The sequence below is a fragment of the Actinoplanes sp. NPDC051346 genome (assembly GCF_040682215.1).
Classification (GTDB): Bacteria; Actinomycetota; Actinomycetes; order Mycobacteriales; family Micromonosporaceae; genus Actinoplanes.
Window position 1 is genome coordinate 415,397 of sequence record NZ_JBFBAJ010000002.1, and the last position, 22,609, is coordinate 438,005.

The 22,609-nt window shown below is 70.6% G+C and carries 20 protein-coding genes; 10 read left to right on the forward strand and 10 right to left on the reverse strand.

Annotated elements, in window-relative coordinates; genetic code table 11:
- Positions 1-5: 5 nt before the first annotated feature.
- The 3 genes from AB0M36_RS06240 to AB0M36_RS06250 all read left to right on the forward strand — a co-directional run bounded on the left by AB0M36_RS06240 (position 6) and on the right by AB0M36_RS06250 (position 2,801).
- Complete coding sequence (locus AB0M36_RS06240; RefSeq protein WP_364153232.1) at positions 6-824, forward strand: alpha/beta hydrolase; 819 nt, start codon at positions 6-8, stop codon at positions 822-824.
- A complete protein-coding gene (locus AB0M36_RS06245) occupies positions 821-2,086 on the forward strand; it encodes a cation:proton antiporter (protein WP_364153235.1) in 1,266 nt (421 codons plus the stop codon). Before AB0M36_RS06240 ends, AB0M36_RS06245 begins: the two co-directional genes overlap by 4 nt.
- A 388-nt stretch (positions 2,087-2,474) precedes the next feature.
- On the forward strand, positions 2,475-2,801 hold the full coding sequence (locus tag AB0M36_RS06250) for a TraR/DksA C4-type zinc finger protein (RefSeq protein ID WP_364153238.1): 327 nt from the start codon (positions 2,475-2,477) through the stop codon (positions 2,799-2,801).
- 290 nt (positions 2,802-3,091) lie between these two features.
- Here AB0M36_RS06250 and AB0M36_RS06255 read toward each other — a convergent pair whose 3' ends face one another.
- Together AB0M36_RS06255 and AB0M36_RS06260 are read right to left on the reverse strand one after the other, a co-directional pair.
- Positions 3,092-3,829 carry an ATP-binding protein gene (locus tag AB0M36_RS06255; RefSeq protein WP_364153241.1) on the reverse strand — a complete coding sequence of 246 codons (738 nt, stop codon included), beginning with the start codon at positions 3,827-3,829 and terminating at the stop codon, positions 3,092-3,094.
- A gap of 73 nt (positions 3,830-3,902) precedes the next feature.
- Entirely contained in the window at positions 3,903-4,361 is a 459-nt protein-coding gene (locus AB0M36_RS06260; protein ID WP_364153244.1) for a MarR family transcriptional regulator, read from the reverse strand.
- Positions 4,362-4,556: 195 nt separating this feature from the next.
- Between AB0M36_RS06260 and AB0M36_RS06265 the strand changes: the two genes are divergently transcribed.
- Positions 4,557-6,002: an MFS transporter gene (locus AB0M36_RS06265; RefSeq protein ID WP_364153246.1), complete on the forward strand. Its 1,446-nt coding sequence runs from the start codon at positions 4,557-4,559 to the stop codon at positions 6,000-6,002.
- A 59-nt stretch (positions 6,003-6,061) separates the two neighbouring features.
- Positions 6,062-6,985: an NADP-dependent oxidoreductase gene (locus AB0M36_RS06270; RefSeq protein ID WP_364153249.1), complete on the forward strand. Its 924-nt coding sequence runs from the start codon at positions 6,062-6,064 to the stop codon at positions 6,983-6,985.
- 68 nt (positions 6,986-7,053) lie between these two features.
- On the opposite strand, the gene AB0M36_RS06275 is transcribed toward AB0M36_RS06270, so the two are convergent.
- From AB0M36_RS06275 to AB0M36_RS06310, 8 genes are all read right to left on the reverse strand, one after another.
- Positions 7,054-7,893, reverse strand: coding sequence for a formate/nitrite transporter family protein (locus tag AB0M36_RS06275; RefSeq protein WP_364153251.1), 840 nt, complete (start codon positions 7,891-7,893; stop codon positions 7,054-7,056).
- 68 nt (positions 7,894-7,961) lie between these two features.
- Positions 7,962-9,191 (reverse strand): cytochrome P450, encoded by a 1,230-nt coding sequence (locus AB0M36_RS06280; protein ID WP_364153253.1) that lies wholly within the window; start codon positions 9,189-9,191, stop codon positions 7,962-7,964.
- Complete coding sequence (locus AB0M36_RS06285; protein WP_364153255.1) at positions 9,182-9,970, reverse strand: alpha/beta fold hydrolase; 789 nt, start codon at positions 9,968-9,970, stop codon at positions 9,182-9,184. Before AB0M36_RS06285 ends, AB0M36_RS06280 begins: the two co-directional genes overlap by 10 nt.
- A complete protein-coding gene (locus AB0M36_RS06290) occupies positions 9,967-11,691 on the reverse strand; it encodes a non-ribosomal peptide synthetase (RefSeq protein WP_364153258.1) in 1,725 nt (574 codons plus the stop codon). Before AB0M36_RS06290 ends, AB0M36_RS06285 begins: the two co-directional genes overlap by 4 nt.
- Positions 11,688-12,254 (reverse strand): flavin reductase family protein, encoded by a 567-nt coding sequence (locus tag AB0M36_RS06295; RefSeq protein ID WP_364153261.1) that lies wholly within the window; start codon positions 12,252-12,254, stop codon positions 11,688-11,690. The genes AB0M36_RS06290 and AB0M36_RS06295 overlap by 4 nt, the downstream gene beginning before the upstream one ends.
- Positions 12,251-13,840 carry a tryptophan halogenase family protein gene (locus AB0M36_RS06300; RefSeq protein WP_364153264.1) on the reverse strand — a complete coding sequence of 530 codons (1,590 nt, stop codon included), beginning with the start codon at positions 13,838-13,840 and terminating at the stop codon, positions 12,251-12,253. Before AB0M36_RS06300 ends, AB0M36_RS06295 begins: the two co-directional genes overlap by 4 nt.
- 26 nt (positions 13,841-13,866) lie before the next feature.
- Entirely contained in the window at positions 13,867-15,351 is a 1,485-nt protein-coding gene (locus tag AB0M36_RS06305) for an aldehyde dehydrogenase family protein (protein WP_364153267.1), read from the reverse strand.
- Positions 15,348-16,631, reverse strand: a complete 1,284-nt coding sequence (locus AB0M36_RS06310) for a cytochrome P450 (protein WP_364153269.1) — start codon at positions 16,629-16,631, stop codon at positions 15,348-15,350. Before AB0M36_RS06310 ends, AB0M36_RS06305 begins: the two co-directional genes overlap by 4 nt.
- A gap of 232 nt (positions 16,632-16,863) precedes the next feature.
- Between AB0M36_RS06310 and AB0M36_RS06315 the strand changes: the two genes are divergently transcribed.
- The 5 genes from AB0M36_RS06315 to AB0M36_RS06335 all read left to right on the forward strand — a co-directional run bounded on the left by AB0M36_RS06315 (position 16,864) and on the right by AB0M36_RS06335 (position 22,608).
- Complete coding sequence (locus tag AB0M36_RS06315; RefSeq protein ID WP_364153272.1) at positions 16,864-18,180, forward strand: MFS transporter; 1,317 nt, start codon at positions 16,864-16,866, stop codon at positions 18,178-18,180.
- A gap of 28 nt (positions 18,181-18,208) precedes the next feature.
- The gene (locus tag AB0M36_RS06320) at positions 18,209-19,303 is read left to right on the forward strand and encodes an LLM class flavin-dependent oxidoreductase (RefSeq protein WP_364153275.1); all 1,095 of its coding nucleotides are present in this window, start codon (positions 18,209-18,211) and stop codon (positions 19,301-19,303) included.
- On the forward strand, positions 19,291-21,132 hold the full coding sequence (asnB, locus tag AB0M36_RS06325; protein ID WP_364153278.1) for an asparagine synthase (glutamine-hydrolyzing): 1,842 nt from the start codon (positions 19,291-19,293) through the stop codon (positions 21,130-21,132). Before AB0M36_RS06320 ends, asnB begins: the two co-directional genes overlap by 13 nt.
- A gap of 240 nt (positions 21,133-21,372) precedes the next feature.
- Positions 21,373-22,404: an LLM class flavin-dependent oxidoreductase gene (locus tag AB0M36_RS06330; RefSeq protein ID WP_364153281.1), complete on the forward strand. Its 1,032-nt coding sequence runs from the start codon at positions 21,373-21,375 to the stop codon at positions 22,402-22,404.
- A gap of 12 nt (positions 22,405-22,416) precedes the next feature.
- A complete protein-coding gene (locus AB0M36_RS06335) occupies positions 22,417-22,608 on the forward strand; it encodes a tautomerase family protein (RefSeq protein ID WP_364153284.1) in 192 nt (63 codons plus the stop codon).
- The last annotated feature ends 1 nt before the right edge of the window (position 22,609 follow it).

The following is a 22,609-nucleotide window of genomic DNA, read 5'->3' on the forward strand; positions in this document are numbered from 1 at the left end:
ATCTCATGGACACCGACATCACGGAAAAGCTGCGCCGGCTGGCCTTCACGCCGACGCGGACGCAGCCTCCGAACGCCACCCTGCCGATCCTGGAACAGGCCGCCAGAGAGGTCGAGGTCGTCGACGGCGGCAAGGTCGTCCATTACCTCTGGGGCGAGGGCGAGCGGCGGATCCTGCTGGTCCACGGCTGGGCCGGCAACGCCGGGCACCTGACCTTCCTGGCGGACGCACTCGCCCGAGCGGGCTGCGCCGTGGTCGTCATGGATTTCCCCGGCCACGGCGAGTCGGAGGGAGCGGAATCCTCCGCCATCCATTTCGCCAAGGCGATCGAGGCGGCGGACAAGCGGTTCGGCCCCTTCCACGCCGTCGTCGCCCACTCGCTGGGCGCCGCGGCGACGACCTACGCCATGTCGCGCGGGGTCACGCTGGAGCGGGCCGTGTTCGTCAACCCCATCAGCAACTACACCAGCCTCTGGCGCCGCTCCGGCGAGGTGATGCGGGTGTCCCCGGAGGCCATCGGGCTGGTCCGCTCGCGGGCGCAGGAATGGCTCGGCATCTCCTTCGACGCCATCGAGCCGGCTGTCGCGGCACGGGACTTCACCAACGGGTTGCTCGTCGTCCACGACGAGAACGACCCGGAGTCGCCGATCGTCGACAGTGAGGCGCTGGTCGCGGCCTGGGGATCGGCCGAGCTGATGCGGGTGCGGGACCTGGGCCACACCAAGGTGCTGCGCGACGAGTCCGTGGTCCGCCGGGTCGTCGCCTTCCTGACGGCCGATGGCACGGTGGCCGGGTCGGGTGGCGACGGAGCAGCCGCCCCGTGACGCTCGCGTTGATCGCGCATGTGACCGCCGCACTCGGCGCGTTTCTGATCGTCGGATTCCTGGGACGCCAGCTCGCCCTCCGGATCGGGCAGCCCGGCGTCGTCGGCGAGATCGCGTTCGGCATGCTGCTCGGCCCGGCGGTGCTCGGCTGGGCCTGGCCGCAGGCGCAGTCCGTCCTCCTACCGGCTCCCGTGCTGGAACAGTTGCGCGATCTCGGGCACGCCGGACTGGTGCTGTTCCTCGTGGGCGTCGCCCACGAACTGCGGTTGGACGGTGCCCGCCTGCGGGACCGGGCCATCGGCTGGACGGCGCTGGGCACCCTCGTGCCCTCCCTGCTGGTCGGCGCGGCGTTCGGCGGATGGCTCGTCTGGTACGACAGTCCCGACTTGCGGGGAACCGCACCCACCCTGGCCTTCGTGCTGCTGCTGGCGACCACCATGGCGGTATCGGCGGTGCCCGTGCTCGCCAGGATTCTCGCCGACCGCGGCCTGACCACCACCCGCGCCGGGCGGCTCTCGATAACCTCGGCGGCGCTCATCGACGCCGTCGCCTGGCTGCTGCTGGCCGTGGCGATCGGCATCGCCAAGCCCGGCTCGGGCGGCGTCTCGACCGCGGCCACCATGCTGGTGGCCGGAGTGCTGGCGGCCACCCTGGGCCGGCGCCTGCTGAAGTCCTCCGCGGCCGAGCGCCTCTGCGCCCGATGGCCCTGGCTGGTGGCCGTCGTCCTGGGCGTCTGTGTGCTCCAGGCCGCGAACGTGGCGGAGTCCTGGGGGCTCACCGCGATCTTCGGCGCGTTCGTGGTGGGGCTGATGGTCCCGCCCGACTCGCCGCACTGGGACGCACCGGTCCGCTGGGTGTCCACGCTGGGCCTGTGGCTGGTGCCGGTCTTCTTCGTCGCCACCGGGCTGAAGATCTGGACGGGCTCGGGCGGCATCCCCTGGCTGGTGGCGATCCTGGCGACGGTCCTGGCCGTACTGTCCAAGATCGGCGGCGGCTACGTGTTCTGCCGCCTGGGTGGTGAGGGGCCCACCCAGGCGCTTCGCGTGGGTGTCCTGCTCAACACCCGGGGACTCACCGAGATCGTTCTGCTCCAGGCCGGTTACAGCGCCGGCTTGCTCACCTCCGGCCTGTATCTGGCGCTGCTGGTGATGGCGGTGGTCACCACCTCGATGACCGGCCCGCTCCTGTCGCTGATCGACCGCCGCCAGAAGGCGGATGCGCCGCCGGCGCTCCTGGAGGACGGGCGGGTCGCGCCGGGATAGCGGCGAAGAACACCGGCTACCTCGTCGCCGCCGGCCGCCGACTCCGGATCCGCCGCGCCGCCCGAGACGACGGCGACACCGTCTCCTGCGCCGCGCGGCCGAGGCGACGGCGACGCTGGGCTTGCGGGCGCGGCCGAGGCGACGGCGACGCTGGGCTTGCGGGCGCGACCGAGGCGACGGCGACGCTGTCTCCTGCGCTGCGCGGCCGAGGCGACGGCGACGCTGGGCTTGGGGGCGCGGCCGAGGCGACGGCGACGCTGGGCTTGCGGGCGCGACCGAGGCGACGGCGACGCTGTCTCCTGCGCTGCGCGGCCGAGGTGCACCGATCGGCCGGGCTGGCGGTGTCTGTGGCCCGTTCGCGCCCGCCGGAGGTCGTTAAGCTGCGGAGATGGTTCGAGAGGAGCTGCTGCGGCTGCGAGCGAGCGCGGAGGCCGAGGCGGCGACACTGGCCCAGAACCTGGAGGCGCTGTTCGCGGCGTCGCGGGATTCGAACGCCGACGACGAACACGACCCGGAGGGTGCCACCGTCGGCTTCGAACGCGCCCAGCTGACCGCGCTGTTGGCCACCGCGCGGGGGCGGATCGCTGAGGTCGACGACGCGCTGCGCCGGGTGGATACGGCGACCTACGGCGTCTGCGAACGGTGCGGGCAGCCGATCGCCGAGGAACGGCTCGCCGCGCGGCCCTTCGCCCGCCGCTGCATGGCATGCGCATGAAACGCGATCCCAAAACTCCAGACTCGCCGAGCGGTCGTCGCCGGTCAGCCGGCCGACAGACCGTCGGTTAGCGGGCCGGCGGGCCGCCGTCGGGGCGGGAGGAGTTGGCGGGCTGGGGAAGGAGTCACCGGGCTGGCGGGAGGAGTTGGTGGGCTGGGGGAGGAGTCAGCGGGCTGGCAGGAGGAGTTGGCGGGCTGGCAGGAGGAGTTAGCGGGCTGGCGGGAGGAGTTGGCGGGCTGGGGGAGGAGTCAGCGGGCTGGCGGGAGGAGTCAGCGGGCTGGCAGGAGGAGTTAGCGGGCTGGCGGGAGGAGATAGCGCAGCAGCACGCTGGTGCCGGCCGGGCCGGTGTTGACTGACACCTCGGCGCACACCTCACGCGCCAGCGACAGTCCCAGGCCGGACTGGCGACCGGGTCCGGGTCCGCCGTTACCCGGCTGGATGCCCGGCCCCTGGTCGCTGATCTGGGCCAGCAGCGCGTCGCCGGCGTGCCAGATCCTCAGCCGCCCATAGCCGCCGCCGTGGTGGACCGCGTTGGTCATCATCTCGCTGACGGCCAGCACGAACCGGTACTGGTCGAGCTCGTCGGCGAGGTGGGCGGCGGTGCAGCCGCGGATCCGCTGGCGGACCTGCGCCAGACAGTCGCCGTCGAAGGGCGTCGCCAGCAGCTCGGTCGCTCCGGCGGGCACCTCGGGCGGGAGGTACGCCGCGGCGGCGAGGTGGGGGTGCGGGTCGGTCAGCCCGGCGGCCCGCAGCTTGCGGCGGATCGCCGGGTCGGCGGCCACGATGTCGAGGTGCACCCCGACGCGGCGGGCCACCCGCTCGGCCTCCGCCAGGGCGCTGACGCCCGCGGCTCCCAGCGACGTGACCCCGTCCAGGTCGACGAACACCACCGCCATCAGGGCGTGCATCACCGTGCGGACGAGGATGGTGAGGATCCGCCGGGCGAGGTGGGGTCCCACCGCCCCGCGGACCACCACGCGTGCCGTGTCCGCGGAGACCATGTCGCACCGCACCGGCTCCTGCTCCACGACACCCTTCCGCTCTCGGGCTGATTCCTTGAGCGTAGGCGCGCGGGAAGATCGTGGGTACCCCCGCGGGCCGTCAGGCGCGCTGGTCCAGGGAGGCCCGCAGGCGCTGCAACAGGTCGGCCAGGACGATGCGGTCGGCGTCGGCGAGGCCGGCGAGCGCCTGGTGGGTGGCCCGCATCTCGTCGCGTACCCGAAGAATGGCGTCGGTGCCCGCTTCGGTGCACACGACGTTCTTGACCCGTCGGTCGTCGGGCCTCATCTCGCGGCGGACCAGGCCGCGGGCCTCGAGGCGGTCGACGATGCCGGTGATGTTCGAGGCGTCGCAGGCCAGCCGCTCGGCCAGTTCGCGCATGGAGAGCGGCTGGCGTAGCAGGCTGAGCAGTTTCGCCTGCATCGAGGTGAGGCCCTGGTTGGCGGCGACCGCGGTGAAGTCGTGGAAGTAGGCCGTGCTGGCCAGCGCGAACAGCTCCATGAGCTCGGCGGTGGTCGGTGGGACTGGTGTGGCCGGCGCTGCGGCGGAGGAGTGGCTCACGTCGCAAGAGTAGCGGGAAAGCTTGACCACCTCAACCATCGAGGTTACGGTTCATTTCCTTGAGGCCATCAAGCTTCAAACTCATCAAGTATTCGTCGACGGGCTATTCAGGCTGGTCAGACGCGCCATGTGAAGGGAAACGGTGTAGTGGGACTGCGCTCCTCCGAGGTCCGGTCGCGACGCGGCGGTGACACCGTGTTGATCCTTGCTCTCGGCCTCGCCACCATGATCGTGTCTGTGATGCAGACTCTTGTCGTGCCGATCCTCGGCCTGATCCAGGAGAGGCTGCACACCAGCGCCGGTAGCGTCAGCTGGGTGACCACGGCGACGCTGCTGTCCGCGGCCGTCTTCACCCCGCTGCTCGGGCGCCTCGGCGACCAGTACGGCAAGAAGCCCACCCTGGTCGCCGTCATGGTCGTCATGGTGGCGGGAAGTGTCCTGGCCGCCATGACCGACTCGCTGGGCTGGTTGATCGTCGCCCGGACGCTACAGGGAGCGGCCACGGCGATCTTCCCGCTCGCCCTGTCCGTGCTGCGGGAGCAGGTGCGCCACGAGCGGCTGCCCGCGGCGATGGGTCTGGTCAGCGGCACCCTGGCCTTCGGCAGCGGCCTGGCCCTGGTGCTGACCGGCCTGATGACCCGCGGGGCGAACGCGGACTACCACGGGGTGTTCTGGCTCGCCACGGCGCTTGCCCTGGTCGCCCTCGCCGCGGTGGTCTTCCTGGTGCCGGCCACGGGCTCCCGGACCGGCGGCCGCGTGGACGTGCTGGGCGCGGTGACCCTCGCCGCCGTTCTCGTTCTGCTCCTGCTGCCGATCTCCCAGGGGCAGTCGTGGGGTTGGACGAGCGTGTGGACGCTCGGCAGCTTCGCCGGCTCGGCGCTGATGGCCGTCGTGTGGGTCCTGGTCGAGCGCAGGGTCCGCGAACCCCTCGTCGACCTGGCGATGTTCGTCTACCGCCCGGTGCTGTTCACCAACCTGGCCGGCCTGTTCGTGGGCTTCGGCATGTTCGCCCAGTTCATCGGCGTGTCCTACCTGGTGCAGATGCCGCCGGCGCTCACCGGCTACGGTTTCGGCGCCTCGGTGCTGCGTGCCTCGGTGGAATACCTCCTGCCCGCGACGATCGTCTCGCTGTTCGCCGCGCAGTTCGCCGGCGCGCTCGTGCGCCGCATCGGCGCCCGGTCCACCCTGACCCTCGGCGCGGTGATCGGCGCCGGCGGCTTCGCCGTCCTGACGGTCGCGCACGACACCTCGGCCGCGGTCATCGGCACGGGCATGGCGATCGGCGTCGGCATCAGCCTCGGGTACGCCGCGATGCCGGCGCTCATCATGGCGAGCGTCCCGCTGCGGCAGAGCGGCATCGCCAACGGAATCAACTCCATCTCCCGTTCGGCAGGCAGCGCGATCGGCAGCGCCGTCGTGACCTCGTTGCTCGCCGCGAACACCATCGCGAACCTGCCGGCCGGCGTGCCCGCCCTGCCCGCCGAGCGACAGTTCACCATCAGCTTCGCCATCGCCGGCGTCGCCTTCGGCCTGGTCGCTCTGATCAGCCTGTACGGCCTCCGTACCAAATCGGCACCGGCGACCCAGATCAAGGCCGACGCCGCCGCTGCCGACCTCGAGCCGGTCGCTGCCGGCGTCTGACCCGCGGGCCGACGGCCCGCATGACGACTCACTCACCCCACATCAAGAGGAGAACCACAATGAAGGCCATCATCTACCGCACGTACGGCGGCCCGGAGACCCTGGAGTACGCCGAGGTCCCGACGCCGAAGGTGGGCCCGGACTCCGTCCTGGTCCGCGTGAAGGCAGCCTCCGTCAACCCGGTCGACTGGAAGATCCAGGCGGGATACCTGGACGGCTTCCTGGACGCCGTCTTCCCCGTCATCCCCGGCTGGGACGTCGCGGGCGTGGTCGAGCACGTCGGCGTCGGCGTCACCGAGTTCGCCCCGGGCGACGAAGTGATCGGCTACGTCCGTGAGGACTTCGTCTCCCGCGGCACCTTCGCCGAGTACGTGGCCGCCCCGGTCCGCACGCTCGCCCGCAAGCCGGCGAACCTCACGTTCGAAGAGGCCGCCGGCCTTCCGCTGGCCGGTCTGACCGCCTACCAGGCACTGACCCGGACCCTGCGGGTCCGCGAGGGCGCCACCGTGCTGGTGCACGCGGCGGCCGGCGGCGTCGGCTCCCTGGCCGTACAGATCGCCAGGTCGCTCGGCGCCCGGGTGATCGGCACCGCGAGCGAACGCAACCACGACTACCTGCGCGAGCTCGGCGCCGAACCCGTCGCGTACGGCGAGGGTCTCGCCGACCGCGTCCGGAGCCTCGCACCCCAGGGCGTCGACGCCGTGCTCGACCTCGTCGGCGGAGACGCCCTGAAGGCCTCGCCCGAACTGCTCGCCCCGGGCGGCGGCCTGGCCTCGATCGCGGACGCCGCCGTGCTGGGACTCGGCGGCAAGTACGTCTTCGTGCGACCCGACACCCAGGACCTGGCGGCGCTCACCGACCTCGCGGAGCGCGGGAAGCTGCGGGTGGAGGTGGCGGCCACGCTGCCGCTCGAGCGGACGGCCGACGCTCAGCGACTCAACCAAGAAGGCCACACCCGCGGCAAGATCATCGTCGTTCCCTGAGAAGTCGATGACCGGGCACGCAACGGTCGCCGACGGCTGCGTCGGCGACCGTTGCGCCGTTAGTGGACCTATCGCCGCGGCTGGAGCCGTTCCTTTCCGATCGCTACCGGCGAGCCGTTCGCCTGGGACGGAAGCGAGGGGGTGAGGGGCGTCTTGGTGCGGACATGGGTCGCGTAGACCGTCAGGCCCACGAAGGCCAGGCCGCCCACAAGGTTGCCGACGACGGTCGGGATCTCGTTCCAGAGGAAGTAGTCCCCGATGGAGAAGTCGCCGCCGAGCATCAGGCCGGACGGGAACAGGTACATGTTCACGACCGAGTGTTCGAAGCCCATGTAGAAGAAGACCAGGATGGGCATCCACATGGCGATCACCTTGCCCGGGACGCTGTTGGACATCATGGCGCCGACGACGCCGGTGGAGACCATCCAGTTGCAGAGGACGCCGCGGATGAACAGGGTGAGCATTCCCGCGGCGCCGTGCTCGGCGTACCCGACGGTTCGGCTTTCGCCGATGGCGCCGATGGCCTTGCCGACGTCGTTGGGGTCGGTGGTGAAGGCGAAGGTGAAGGTGATGGCCATCATCAGGGCGACGGTGAGCGCTCCGGCGAAGTTGCCGAAGAAGACGAGAGTCCAGTTCCGCAGGACCGAGCGGAGGCGCACGCCCGGTCGCTTGTCTATCAGGGCCAGGGGCGCGAGGGTGAAGACGCCGGTGAGGAGGTCGAATCCGAGCAGGTACAACATGCAGAATCCGACGGGGAAGAGGATGGCTCCGATGACCGGCTCGCCGGTCCGCACGCTGACGGTGACGGCGAACGCGGCGGCCAGGGAGAGGATCGCTCCGGCCATATATGAGCGGATCAACGTGTCCCGGGCGGACATGAACACCTTCGCCTCGCCGGCGTTGATCATTTTGACTGCGAGATCGTGTGGTTCTACATACGACATGAGGTCATTCCCTCGCGTTGATCACTTCGCCGTCAAGCGCTGCTCAGAGACGGGTCCGCGACACTGTGCTTGCGGGCGTGCAGGCGCACCGGCAACCGGCGCAGCCCCCAGGTGAAGTTGGAGGCGTTGTACACCGGATCGCCGACGAGTTCGATGCGGCCGACCTGCTCGCGCAGCTCGTCGAGAAACACCGCCAGTTCCAGCCGGGCGAGCCGGGCGCCCAGGCACAGGTGCCGGCCGCTGCCGAAGGTGATGTGCCGGTTCGGGGAGCGGTCCACCAGGAAACGGTCCGGCTGGTCGAAGATGGCTTCGTCCCGGTTGGCCGAGATGTTCCAGAGCGTGACCCGGTCGCCCACGTCGAAACGGACACCGCCGAACCGGGTGGCCCGCATCACCGTACGCAGCGCGTGGACGCCAGGGGTCGTCCACCGCAGAATCTCCTCGACGGCGGTCGACGTGACCTGGTCGCCGCCGTCGACGAGCCGGTCCCACTGGTCGGGGTGCTCGACGAGGGCCAGGATCGCCCCGGACGCGGAGTAGCGCGTCGTCTCGTTGGCGCCGGCCAGCACCCCGTTGCAGTTGAAGATGATCTCCTCGTCGCTGAGCGGTCGTTCCTCGCCGGGCAGGTCCCCGCCCCGCTTGTCGTGCGCCACCCGGCTGATGAAGTCGTCGCCGGGACGCTTGCGCCGACCGGCCAGGATCTCGATGAAGTAGAGGAAGATGTCGCCGTGCGCGGCGCTGCGGGTCTCCTCGTCGGCTCCCTCGAAGGCCTGCGTGGTGATCTCCCCGATCCACTCCCAGTCGTCGCGGGGCAGATCCATGAGCGCGCACACCACGTAGTTCGGGATGCGTTTGGCGGCGTCGAGGAAATCGAGCTCCTCCCGCTCGACGGCGTCACGGATCACGTCGCGCACCGACTGCCGCACGAGGTGCTCGATCCGGGGCATCTCGGTGGGGCCGAACGACTTCGACAGCACCCGCTTGAGCTGGGTGTGGTCGGGTGGGTCGGAGACGATGAGCATCCGCTGCGAGACCGCCGTGACGGCGGCGGCGTTGCTGTCCAGCCGCATGCCGTACCGGGAGCTGAAGGTCTCGTGGTCCGCGTAGACCTTGAGGATGTCCTCGTGTCGGGTCAGCGCCCAGAAGCCGGGACCGTCGGGCTCGGGATGCCGGTGCACCGGGTCGTGCTCGCGCAGCCAGGCCAGGACCGGCCAGAAGGCGTTGCCGGCGAACAGGCTCGCGTCTTTGAGGTTCACCACCATGTCAGGCTCTCCTCCAGGGGCTCGGAATGCGACGCCGGCACGGACGCCATCAGCTCCGCGAGGCTGCGGCCGACGGCCTGGTCCGGCTGGGAGCAGAAGTGGTGTCCGCCGGGGAACTGCCGCCTGCTGAAGCTGTGACCGGCGTACGCCTGCCAGCCGTCGAGGTGTTCGCTGGTGACCACCGGGTCGTCGGCGCCGCCCCACGCGTGCACCGGGCAGGCCAGGGTTTCGTGTGAGGACCCGGCGTAGGTCAGCGACAGTCGGGTGTCCTGGCGGAGCACGTCGAGCATCTCCGCCAAGGTCTCGGCGTCCACCTCGTGGCCCAGGTCGCCGAGGTTGAGCAGGCTCATCAGCTCGTCCTCGTCGTCGGCCAGGCCGCGACCGGCCCCCACCCACATCGACGGGGGTCGGCACGCGGCCACCGCCAGAGCCGCCGGCCGGCGCCCGGGCGTCCCGCTGAGCTGTCGGGCGATCTCATATCCGATGAGGCCGCCGAAGCTTTCGCCGAAGACGACCACCGGCAGCTCCGGTGGTGTCAGCTCGCCGAGCTCCCGGGTCACCGCGTCCACGACGTCGGCCAGTGTGGACGCGGGCGGCTCGGACCATCGCCGTTCCCGCCCGGGCAGGGCCACGCCCAGGACACCGATGCCCGGCGGCATCAGTGGCTGCCACTGTGCGTACCGTCCGCAGCCGCCGCCCGCCGGCGGCACGCACAGCAGCACGGCGGCGCCGGCGGGTCGCGGGGGCCATGCGGTCAGCCAGCGGCCCGGGCGGCTCATCGGGCCGGCTCCATCTCGTCGAGGGTGCACGCCAGCTCGGCCGCCGTCGGCGCGGCGAGCAGATGGCGTACCGAAATGGCCAGCCCGGTGCGGGCGCGCAGCTCCGCGATCGACCGGGCCGCCAGCAGGGAGTGGCCTCCGACTTCGTAGAAGTTGGCCTCGACATCGGTGAACGGCCGTTCCAGCAGCTCGCCCCACACCAGGCAGACGAGCCGCTCGGTGTCGGTCGCGGGTCCGCGTCCGTGGGTGGGTTGGCACGCGTCGGCCATCGCGGCCAGGGCCGCCCGGTCGACCTTGCCGGTGTTGGTGGTGGGAATGCTCTCCACGGCGATCACCTGGGCGGGTGTCATGTGCTCGGGCAGCTTCGCCGCGCAGTGGTCGCGGACGAGGGTGAGCACCGCCGGCACGTCGGCCCTCGGGGCCGGCACCACCGCCAGCCCGAGAACGTCGCCGCGGACGAACGCGGCGGCGCCGCGGATGTCGGTGGCCGCCGCGGCGACCTGTTCCACCTCGAGCGGCTCGATCCGGAAGCCGCGCAGCTTGATCTGGTCGTCGGTGCGCCCGTGGTAGACCAACTGCCCGTCGGGTCGTCTCCGCACGAGGTCGCCGGTGCGGTACATGCGTTGCCCGCCGCCGATCCAGGGATCCGGGACGAACCGGGCCGCGGTCAGCGCCGGCCGGCCCCGGTACCCCGTCGCGACGGCGGGCCCGGTCACGTACAGTTCGCCGACCTCGCCGTCGCCGACCGGAAGGCCGGCGGGGTCGAGGACGTACACGGTGTAGCCGGGCAGCGGACGGCCGATGGTCATCACGTCGTCGCCCGCGGCGCTGTCGGCCCAGGTGGCCGCGATGGTGGTCTCGGTCGGTCCATAGACGTTGAGCATCCGTCGGCCCGGTGCCAGCCGGTCCGCCAGCGCCGCCGGCAGGGGCTCGCCGGCGACCACCAGCATCTCGGCCGTGTCGACGGCGTCGACGCAGTTCTGCAGCAGTGACGGGGTCAGGCACACCACGCGCGGTGCGACCTCCCGGATCTGACCGGCGAGATCGCTGGCTCCGTCCCGGCCGCCCCCCGCGGCGTCCAACAACGCCATGCTCTGCCCGTGCAGCAGGTAGAGCAGGGCACACCAGAGCCAGCCGTCGAACGTGGGCGACACCGCGTTGACGCCGTTGCCGCCGGTCGGCATGCCGAGCCGGCCCAGGGCGGTGAGGAAGGTCGCCAGCGCGCCGTAGCTGACATCGACACCCTTGGGCCAACCGGTCGTTCCGGAGGTGTAGATGACATAGGCGCAGGAGCGGTCGTGCACGGTGGTGACCGGTGGCCCGTGGCCGGTGTCCGACCCCACGGGCGGCGGGACCAGCCGCACGGCCCGGGGCATGGCACCGTTCGGCGGCCGGTGCGCGAGCAGGATCGTCGCCCGGGAATCGCCGAGAATGAAGCCGGTGCGGTCGGCGGGGTCGCGGACCGAGATGGGCACGGCGGTCGCGCCGAGCCACCAGGTGGCCAGCAGCCCGGGCAACGCGAGCCGGGACCGCTCCAGCCCGAGCGCCACGACAACGCCCGGAGCGGCCCCGGCCTCCGCGAGAGCACCACAGAACCCCAAGGTGGCCTCGTGCAGCTCGGCGAAGGTCAGGCTGCCGTCGGCCGCCTGTACGGCGGTCGCGTCGGGAGTCTCGGTGCTCCAGCGACGCACGGTGTCGAGCAGTGGCGGTTGCTCGTTCATCGGTTCTCCTCTCGGTGCCGGCTGGTGGCGGGCTTCACGGCCGGGGGCTCCCAGGGCTGGAAACGGCGCATTCCGAACAGCAACGGGTTGTGGCTCAACTGGACCGTGCGTTCGACCCGGCCGAACACGACGGAGTGGTCGCCGGCCACCACCGTCCTGGCGACCGCGCATTCGGCGAGCGCCGTCGCGTCGTCTGGGAGCCAGGGCAGGCCGGCCGGGGACAGCTCCCAGGACACCTCCGAGAAGCGATCGCCCAGGGGTGCGGCGAACAGTTGGGCCGTCCGCTGGGCGCCGGCGTGCAGCAGGTTGATCGCGAAGGCGCCGCGGTCGCGGACCGCCGTGGCGGTGCGGCTGCCCAACCGCAGGCAGACCAGCAGGGTGGGCGGGTCGAGCGTCACGCTGGTCAATGACGAGCACGTCATGCCGCACGGGTTGCCGTCGACGTCGAGCCCGGTCACGACGGCGACACCGGTGGGGAAGCCGCTCATGAGGTCGCGGTACTCCTCGCGGCTGATCGCGACCTCCCTGTCCGGCCCTCGCGTGGACACCGGCCGGCGCGTCATCGGCCGTGCAGCCTGCGGAGGAACTCGTAGTTGGTCGGAAGGGTGGCCACCAACTCGGCCTGCTGCTGCTTGACCCGCTCCAGCAGTCGGTCACCGTTCTGCACCGAGGCGGGCTTGTGTGCCAGCGACGGCAACGGCTGATCGGGCAGCAGTCCCATCCCGGCGAAGATGCAGTAGTAGCTGCCGTTGGTCCAGAAGTTGCGGAACTCGTCCTCGAAGGTGCCGTAGTAGGTCTCCTCGGTGGACGTCGGCGCGTTGATCGGCAGCCCGGCGCGATACATCGCGATCTTCTCCCGGATGCCGTCGGCCAGCTCCAGGTGCTTGTTCGCCTCCCAGAACGGGGTGTCCGTGCGAGGCGACAGATAGAAATGTGCCTGCAGGAAGTCGCGGGTGCTGTCGAACATGGTGGCGATCTCGTTGTTGAACTGCTCGATCAGCACCGGGTTGAAGGTGCGGTCGGGGAAGTGCTTGGCCAGCTGGTAGATCGCGGCGTAGATGAAGTAGATGCCCGTGGACTCCAGGGGTTCCAGGAAGCACGACGACAGGCCGATGCCCACACAGTTCTTGACCCAGGATCGGCGGTTGCGGCCGACCCGGAACTTGATCTGGTTGAAGCTCGTCTTCTCCGGGTCCAGGCCCCACAGCCGGGCGAACTCGAGCGTGGCGTCGTCGCGCTCGACGAACTTGCTGGAGAAGACGTAGCCGCTGCCGAAGCGCGACAGCATGGGTATCCGCCAGGACCAGCCGTGCTTCATCGCGATGGCCGAGGTGAACGGCTCGACACCGTTCTTCTCGTCGTCGTGCGGAATCGAGGTCGCGACCGCGCTGTCGCACAGCAGGTGGTCGCTCATGTCGAGGAACGGCTCCTCCATCGCCTTGTTCATCAGCAGGCTGCGGAACCCGGAGCAGTCGATGAACAGGTCACCCTCGATGACGCGCCCGGTCTTGGTGTGCAACGCGGTGATGAATCCCCGCTCGTCGTGGTCCACCGAGGTCATCTCGTCCTCGATGTGGGTCGCGCCCTGCTTGGTGACGGCGAAGCGGCGCAGGAAGTCGGCGACCAGGGCGGCGTCGAAGTGCCAGGCGTAGTTGGTCGCCGGGCGCCCGTCGGGGAAGCGGGGTGCCCGCAGCGCGTCCATGATCGGTGGCTCTTTGAAACAGGCGTAGTCGAACGGCTCGTCGGTCTCGCCGGCCAGCCTGCGGGCCGCCCAGTAGTGCGACAGCGGGACGTTGTCCTCCGATGGCAGCAGGCCGAAGGGGTGGAAGAACTGGTCCGGCCGGTCACCGAGGGGCTGCGGCGTGGCGTGGCTCTCGCCAGGGGTACGCCAGTTGATGAACTTGACGGCGATCTTGAAGCTCGCGTTGCACTCCCGCATCCAGTCGTCCTCGGCGATGCCGAGGTAGGCGAAGAAGGCGCGGTGCAGGTTGGGCACCGTGGCCTCGCCGACCCCGATCCGGGGAATGGTGGGCGCTTCCAGGACTGTGATCTTCACGCTGCCCTGCAGTGCCCTGCCGAGGTAGGAAGCCGCCATCCAGCCGGCGGTCCCACCGCCCACCACGACAATGTTTCTGATGCGTTGGTCCACGATGTCTCCTTCCGTCGTGTTGAGGATCAATCGGTGCCACGCAGGCGCGGGCCGATCGGCCCGGTGTCTGCGGTCGGTAGCTGTACGGACTTGATCTCGCAGAATCCGTCCAGGCCCTCCTCGCCGCACTCGCGGCCGAGCCCGGACTGCTTGAACCCGCCGAACGGGGCGAGGATGTTGAAGGAGCCGCCGTTGATGTCCACCTGGCCGGTGCGCAGGCGCGCCGCCACGGCCAGGGCCCGGTCAGGATCGGCGGAGAAGACGGCGCCGTGCAGGCCGTAGCGGGTGCTGTTGGCGATCCGGACGGCGTCGTCCTCGTCCCGGTAACCCATGACGGCCAGTACCGGGCCGAAGATCTCCTCCTGGGCGACGGTCATCGACTCGTCGACCCGGGCGAAGACGGTCGGCCGGACGTACCAGCCGCGGGTCAGGCCCTCGGGGCGGCCCGGCCCGCCGCAGGCGAGGGTGGCGCCCTCGGCGATGCCCGTCTCGATGAAGTCGTTGACCCGCTGGAAGGCGGCCTCGGAGACCAGCGGTCCCAGGTCGGTCGACGGGTCGGCCGGATCGCCGATGTGGTAGCGACCGATCTGCTCGACGGCCAGGGCGACCGCCTCGTCGTGCCGCTCGGCCGGGACCAGCAGCCGGCTCCATTGCAGACATGCCTGGCCGGTGTTGAAGCACACCTGGTCCACCACCGCGCGTACGGCCGCGGCAAGGTCCGCGTCGGGCAGCGCGATAGCGGCGTTCTTGCCGCCGAGCTCCAGGTGCAGCCGCTTGATCGTCGCGGACGCCAGCTCGGCGACCTGCCGACCGGCCCGGGTCGAGCCGGTCAGCGACACCAGGTCCACGTCGGGATGGCCGACCAGTACCGCGCCGACCGTGGTGCCGCGGCCGACCACCACGTTGAGTACGCCGGGCGGCAGACCGGCCTCGCCGGCGACCTCGGCGAGGGCGAGAGCGTGCAGCGGGGTGATCTCCGAAGGCTTGTGCACCACCGTGCAGCCCGCCAGCAGCGCCGGGATGATCTTCTGCAGGGTCAGCAGCAGCGGCACGTTCCACGGGGTGATGGTGACCACCACCCCGGCCGGCTCGCGCACCACGAGGGAATTGCCGACCCGGCGTTCGAAGGCGAACCCCTCCGCGATCGGTAGGAACGAGCGGGCCATGGCGATCGCCAGCCCGACCTGTGCGCGGCGCGCCGTGGTCAGGGGCGTGCCGACCTCGTTCATGATCGTCATGGCGATCTCGTCGGCACGGCGCTCGAGCCCGTCGATGAACCGGCTCACCAGGTCGATCCGTTCCTTCAGCGGCCTGGTCGACCATGGGCCGAACGCCTCGCGGGCGCTGTCCACGGCTCGGTGCGCGTCCTGCGGGGTGCCGTCCGCGACGGACGCCAGGACCTCCCCGTCGGCGGGGTTGACCACGTCCAGGCGAGCTTGCGTCGTGGTCGGCTGCCACCCGCCGTGGATCCAGTGGGCGGCGTGCGTCGGGGGCCTGCGCGGGCCGCTCATATCCGGGAAGGCGCGTCGGCGATGGCGGGCAGGTGGTTGAGGCCGCGGAACTGCGGGGTGTCCGCCTTCCAGCTGTGCGGGCGTTCCGGGTCCAGGTGCAGGTTCGGCACGCGGCTGGCGAGCTGGGAGTACGCGCAGGCGGTGACCATCTGGGCCAGTGAGGCGCCCAGACACCGGTGGATCCCGACGCCGAAGCCGACGTGCTTGGGGTCCGCGCGGGTGATGTCGATGCGGTCGGGATCGGACCAGCGTCGCGGGTCGCGGTTGGCGGCCCCGCGGACGAGGTAGACGAGCTCGCCGGCCGCGATCGGGGTGCCGGCGATCTCGATGTCGCGGGTCACGAGCCGGTGGGTGAGCTGCACCGAGGCGTCGAAGCGCAGCACCTCCTCGACCGCGTCGAAGGTCAGGTCGGGTTTGGCCTTGAGCAACTCCCACTGGTCGCGCTGCCGCATGAGTCCGAGCAGGCCGTTGGTGATCAGGTCCATGGTGGTGCCGAACGAGGCCAGGGGCAGCAGCATCAGGTGCGCGAACATCTCCGCGTCGTCGAGATTCGCCTCGCCGCCGTCCTCCGTCCGGCGGGCGAAGCTGATGATCTTGGTGACGAGGTCGTCCTGCGGTGCCCGCTCCCGGTCCTCGACGAGCTGCCTGAGATAGGGGATCAGCTGGTTGAACGCCTCGGCCACCGGGCTGCCGGTGGGTGCCACCGTCGCCGGGTCGGCGCCCAGGAACACCCGCTGCATGTTGCGGATCTCGTACCACCAGTCGGTGAGCGTCAGTCCGTCGCTGAGCGGCAGGCCGTACTGGGCGGCGAGGACCTGCCCGGGCAGCTTGTAGCCGAAGTCCTCCACCAGGTCGAACGACTGGCGAGCGAGCAGGTCGTCGATCAGGTCCGACACGATGCCGTCGATGCGGTCCCGCATCGCTCGCACGCTCTGCGGCCGGAACTCGCTCATCAGCTCCCGACGGATGCGCGTGTGGTCCGGCGGGTCCCGGAAGAGCATCCACTCCGGGGCAATGTCCATGAAATGCCGCATCTCGTCGGACGCCTCGGGGCCCACCCGGTTGGACACCATCGCGCCGAGGCGGTGCGAGGAGTAGGTCTCCGGGTCGAGGTGGGCGGCGTAGACGTCGGCGTGCCGGGTGATCACCCAGCCGTTCAGCTTGTCGTCCCAGTGCACGGGCTCCTGCTCACGCAGGAGCCGGTACGTCGGGTAGGGATCGACCAGGAAGTCGTGACTGAAGAGATTCGCCTCCACCTTGCTGGGTGTATGACTCGGCATCGTCTGTCCCTTTCGAGGGGAGATACGTCAGGAAGGAAAACGGCGTGTCTACGTCGGGCATTAGCGCCCGGTGCACATCCGGTCCTCTTGCAAAGTAGGCGAGTTCCCACAAGCTTGACAAGGGCCGAACTCGTGCTTATCCCATTTACGTCGCCGTATGCAAGACCGTGATTTACGGAATTTCTCAAGTACGGTGGCGAAGGATTACTCGTGCTTTCCAGGAGTGACGGTCATGCAACCAGAAATCGCTGAGAAATCACCGGACATCGCCGCGGCGAGCGCGGATAGGCGCCGCGGCTTCAAAGCCACGGCCGCGTCCATCGCCGGCTTTACTCTCGACTTTTACGATCTGTATGTCGTCGTGTTCGTGGCACCGGTGATCGCCAGTGCCTTCTTCCCGGCCGACCAGCGGACATTGTCACTGGCCGGCGCCTACGCGACGCTGGCGGTCACCCTCGTCATGCGGCCCATCGGCGCGGCCGTCCTCGGGGCGGTCGCGGACCGGCACGGACGCCGGCGGGCGATGGTGATCGGCCTGGCAGGGGTGGGTCTGGTGACCGCCTCGATGGGTGCCCTGCCCACCGCCGCGCAGGCCGGTGTGCTGGCCCCGATTCTACTGTTGACCCTGCGAATGGCGCAGGGCTTGTTCGTCGGTGGGGTGTTCGCCTCCACCCTGACGCTCGGCGCCGAGAGCGTGTCTCCGCGCTGGCGCGGTGTGGTGTCCGGGCTGGTCGGAGGGGGTGGCACGGCCGCCGGCAGCGTTCTCGCCTCCCTGGCGCTGGTGGCCTCCACGAGAGTCTTCGAGGGTGACGCGTTCAGCGTGTGGGGCTGGCGCGTGATGTTCTTCGCCGGCGCGCTGCCGGTGCTGCTCAGCCTCATCGTCGCCCGCTACGTCGACGAGTCGCCGCTGTGGCGGCCCCAGCGGGCCGACCGTCGCCCGCTGCGCGAGCTCTGGACCCCGCCCAACCGGCGGGCCCTGCTGCAGAACGTCGCCGTCGTCTTCGGTGTGGGCACCCACTTCCTGCTCACCCTCGGCTTCCTGCCCACCTACCTGCAGGAGGTCAACGGGCTGTCCGCGGCCCAGGTCGGGCCGCTGCTGGTCGCCGTCAACCTGGCCGCGATCCTGTTCGCCCCGCTCGCGGGCCACTGGAGCCAACGTGCCGGCCGGCGCGCCGTGCTGCTGACGATGGCCGCGGTGAACGTGGTGGTGCTGCCCTTGGCCTACTGGTGGCTGAGCGCTCTGGGGCCCGGCTCGCTGCCGTTGATCGCCGTCGGGGCACTGGTGGTCTCCTGCCTCACCGTCGCCTGCTTCGGTCCGCTGCCGATCTTTCTCGCCGAGCGGTTCACGACGCCGGTCCGCGGTTCCGGCACGGCCCTGTCGATCAATCTGGGCTTCGCCCTGGCCGGGCTCGTTCCCGCCGCCGTCAACGCGCTGAGCAGCGATGTCGGGGCGTTGACCGGATACGTCGTCACGGGCCTGGTGCTGGCCGGAGTCGTGGCCGTGACCGTCCTGTCGCGCATCCCCGAACCCACCCGCAGCCTCGACTGAGGTCGCGCCGAGCATGAGGGAGCCAACCGTGAAACCACCGTTGGGCGTGCAGATCGCGCCCTGGACACCCGCCCGCACGGTCTACGAGACGGCGCCGCTGCTGGCCAGAGCCTTCGACATGGTGTGGGTGCCGGACCAGCTGCTGGCGCGCAACGCTCAGGTCCTGCTCGCCGCGTTGGCCGCCGGAGGGCGCATCGGGGTCGCCAGCGGCATCGCCGTGCCGCTCGGACGCAACCCGGTCGACCTGGCCTCCGGTATGGCCACCATCGCCGAGCTGCTGCCGCCCGACCGGCCCATGGTGGTCGGGATGGGCGCCGGAGGCTCGCTCGTCTCCGGCCTGTTCACCAAGGCCGGCGCCACCGACCTGCTGCGCGAGTGCGTCGCGCTCTTCCGCCGGCTCTGGTCGGGTGAGGCGGTCAGCATCGCGGACTACCCGAACGTCGCCCGGCAGGTGCGCTGGCGCGACGGCGCCACCGCCCGGCTCACCTATCCGGTCCGGCGTCCGCTGCCGATCTTCGCCGCCGTCGGCGGCCCGCGGACCATGGAGCTGGTCGAGGAGGTCGCCGACGGCCTGATCTGCACCACGACGTATCCCGCCCTGTCCTACGCGGCGCTGGGCCAGGGCCGACTTCCCGCCGGCATCGCCGCCGTCGCCCAGGCACGGGCGAGCGCCGGCCGTCCGCTGCGGATGGTGTACGGGCTGAACATCTGCGTCTCGGCGGACCGGTCCGCCGCCCGCGCCGCCACCCGGCGCCAGGTCGCGCTGATCGTCGGCAACCCGGCGCTGCGCTCGGAACTGGCGGCGGCGGGCCTTGACGACGAATCCCTGACCGCCGTCCGCCGAGCCTTCGCCGAGGGCGCCGGCGTGGTGGACGCGGCACGCCAGGTCTCCGACGACCTCATCGACGCGTTCGTGGTGTCCGGCACCCCGGACGAGTGCGTCGAGCGGCTCGGCCACATCGTGCCGGCCGCCCGGGCCGCCGGCTTCGGCGAGTTCTATCTCGGCGCGCCGCTGGGCCCCGACCTGCCCGAGGCGGCCGAACTGCTGGTCAACGCCGTCGTGCCGGAGATCTGGTCGACAACCCACTCCCGTGGAACAACGGAGGCGACATGTGCGGCATAACCGGTTGGATTTCGTTCGACCGCGACCTCACCACCGAGCAGGACACGCTGGCCGCCATGACGCGCACGATGGAGTGCCGCGGCCCCGACAGCTGCGGAACCCACGTGGAGCCGCGGGCCCTGCTGGGCCACCGGCGGCTGGCGGTGATCGACCTGGTCGGTGGCCAGCAGCCGATGTCGGTCACCGAGGAGGCCGGCACCGTGTCGCTGGTGTTCAGCGGCGAGATCTACAACTTCAAGGAGCTGCGCGCCGAGCTGACCGCTCGCGGTGAGCGGTTCCGGACCGCCAGCGACACCGAGGTGGTGCTGCGCGGCTATCTGCGCTGGGGCGATCAGGTCTGCGAACGGCTCAACGGCATGTTCGCCTTCGCCGTCTGGGACGGCCGCACGTCGCGTCTCGTGCTGGTCCGCGACCGGATCGGAGTCAAACCGCTGTTCCTCGCCCGTACCCCGGACGGTGTGGTCTTCGGGTCGGAGCAGAAGGCGGTGCTGGCCAACCCGGCGGTCCGGCGGGTGGTCGACACCGCTGGCCTGCGCGAGTGGCTGGCGTTCGTGATGACCCCCGGGCACGCCATCTGGCGTGGCATCGAGCAGGTCGAGCCCGGAACGGTGGTCACGGTGGACAGCCGGGGGGTGCGGGAACGCACGTACTGGCGGCTGGAGGCCCGCCCGCACACCGACAGTCTCGACGACACCGTGAGCGGGGTCCGGGAGATCCTCCAGGACACCGTCACGCGGCAGCTGGTGGCCGACGTGCCGCAATGTGTCCTGCTCTCCGGCGGTCTGGACTCCAGCGCGCTGACCGCCTTGTCCGCCGCAGCGCTGGGCGACCGGCCGGTACGGACGTTCTCGGTCGACTTCGTCGGTCGCTCGGACACCTTCCGCCCCGACGACCTGCGCAGCACACCCGACGCGCCCTACGTGCGCGCGGTCACCGAGCACGTCCGCACCGACCATGCCGACATCGTTCTCGACTCCGCCGCGCTGGCGGATCCCGCGGTGCGCCGCGCCGCCCTGATCGCGCGTGACGTGCCGGTCGGCTTCGGCGAGATGGACTTCTCCCTCTATCTGCTCTTCCAGGCCATCCGTGAGCGCTCGACCGTCGCCCTGTCCGGCGAGGTCGCCGACGAACTGTTCGCCGGCTACCGCCAGTTCCACGACCCGGAGATCGTCGACGCGCCGGAGTTCGGTTGGATCGCCGTCAACGCGGGCCCGCTGGACAAGGACGGCACCGGCCTGCGCGCCGACCTGCTCAAGCGGCTCGACCTCGACGGCTACCGAAGGGACAGCTACGCCTCGGCCGCCGCGAGCGTGCCGCGACTCGGCGGCGATTCCGACGCCGAGCACCGGATGCGGGTCATGAGCCACCTGCACCTCACGCGCTTCGTGCGCTTCCTGCTCGAACGCAAGGACCGGCTGAGCATGGCGGTCGGGCTGGAGGTGCGGGTGCCCTTCGGAGACCACCGGCTCATCGAGTACGTGTACAACGCGCCGTGGGCGATGAAGAGCCACGACGGGCGGGAGAAGAGCCTCCTGCGTGCCGCCGTCCGTACGCTGCTGCCCGAGGCCGTGTTGGACCGTCCCAAAGCCGCCTACCCGTCCACCCAGGACCCCTCCTACGCGATCGCGCTGCAGCGTCAGGCGTCGCGGCTGCTCGGCGATCCGGGGCACGGGGTGTTCGCGCTGGTCGACCAGCTGTGGTTGGCCGACGTGGTACGCCGCGACGCCGCCGGCGTGGACAAGCTGACCCGGCTCGGACTCGAGCGGACGCTGGATCTGGCGATCTGGATCGACGAGTACCGCCCGACCCTCGACGTCGATGCCGACTGATGTCCCGCCGGCGGGACAAAACCTCCGACGGCGACGGCGTCCGTACGTTTCCGATCGGTCCGCCCGGTTGGTGCCGGCGCCCGAACGCAAATATGGTGAAGGCACCAGCTGAGCCCACATTGAGAGCTCGGTCCGGCAGTGCGCCGGCCGCGCGGATGCCGCGCGCTATTCGTCTGTCCACGAATTGCGGACCGCCTCCCGCTATTCGTCGAATCATCGGCCACCATTTCGGAGAAGCGCATGAGATTCGGTATTGGAATCGGTCGCACATTGGACGCCGCGGGCGCCGCCCGGTTGGCGCAACACGCGGACGAACTCGGATATGACCACTGCACGTTCATCGAGTCCCAGAACCTCTGCCGTGACTCCACGATCATGATGGCCCTGGCCGCGGCGCGGACCAGCCGGATCCGCCTCGGGCACGCGGTCACCAACCCGTACACCCGGCATGCCGCCGTGCTGGCCAACACCATCGCCACCATCGACGAGCTGGCGCCGGGGCGGGTCTTTCTGGGCATCGGAGCCGGCGGCAGCGCGGTGGCGATGGTGGGGCGCAACCCGCGCCCGCTGACCGAGCTGGGGGACTACGTCGAGTTCTTCCGCGACTTCACCGCCGGCAAGGAGGCCACCTGGCAGGGCCTGAAGATGCGGTCCGAGTGGGCTCGACGCGACATCCCGGTCCTGCTCGGCACGCACGGCTCCCGCAGCTGCCGGCTGGCCGGGCAGGTCGCCGACGGCGTGTTCCTGCCGGGGTTCGCCCCCGAGATCGTGAAGTGGAAGCGGGAACAGGTCGCCGCCGGCGCCGCGGCCGCGGGACGTGGCCCGGGGAGCCTGGAGCTGTGGAGCCGGGGTGCGGTCTTCGTGCACGAGGACGCCGACCACGCCCGCGAGTACGTGCGCTCCTATGCGGCCACCTCGGCGTACTTCCTGTGGAAGTCGGCACTGGTGCGGCAGTCGACGCAGAGCCAGGCGCTGCGCGAGGCGATGCCGGAGCCGCTGCTGGCCGAGATGGCGCGACTCGCCGTGGAGTACGCGTGGGACCAGCACGAGGTTGTCGGCGCACCGCACGCGGCCGCGCTCTCCGCCGAGCTCATCGACTGTTTCGCGATCTACGGTCCACAGTCGCGGTGCCTGGAGCGACTGCACGAGCTGGAGAGCCTGGGCGTCGACCGCGCCTCCTTCGTGCTCTACGGCGTGCCCGATCAACAAGCCATGATCAGCCGCTTCGCCGAGAGCGTGGCGCAGCGGTTCCGGTCGGATGTCACGGCCTGACGAGGAGGACAAATGCCATTCATCACCGTGCTCGCCATCCGCGGCAGCAGCGTCGAGCAACGCCGTGAGTTCGCCGCGAAGGTCACCGAGCTCGCGGTCAGCTGCCTGAACGCGAAGCCGCAGGAGGTCCGGGTCCACTTCACCGAGATGGACCGCAGCGAGTTCGCCCGGGCCGGCCGACTGATGTCCGACGACAAGGGGTAGC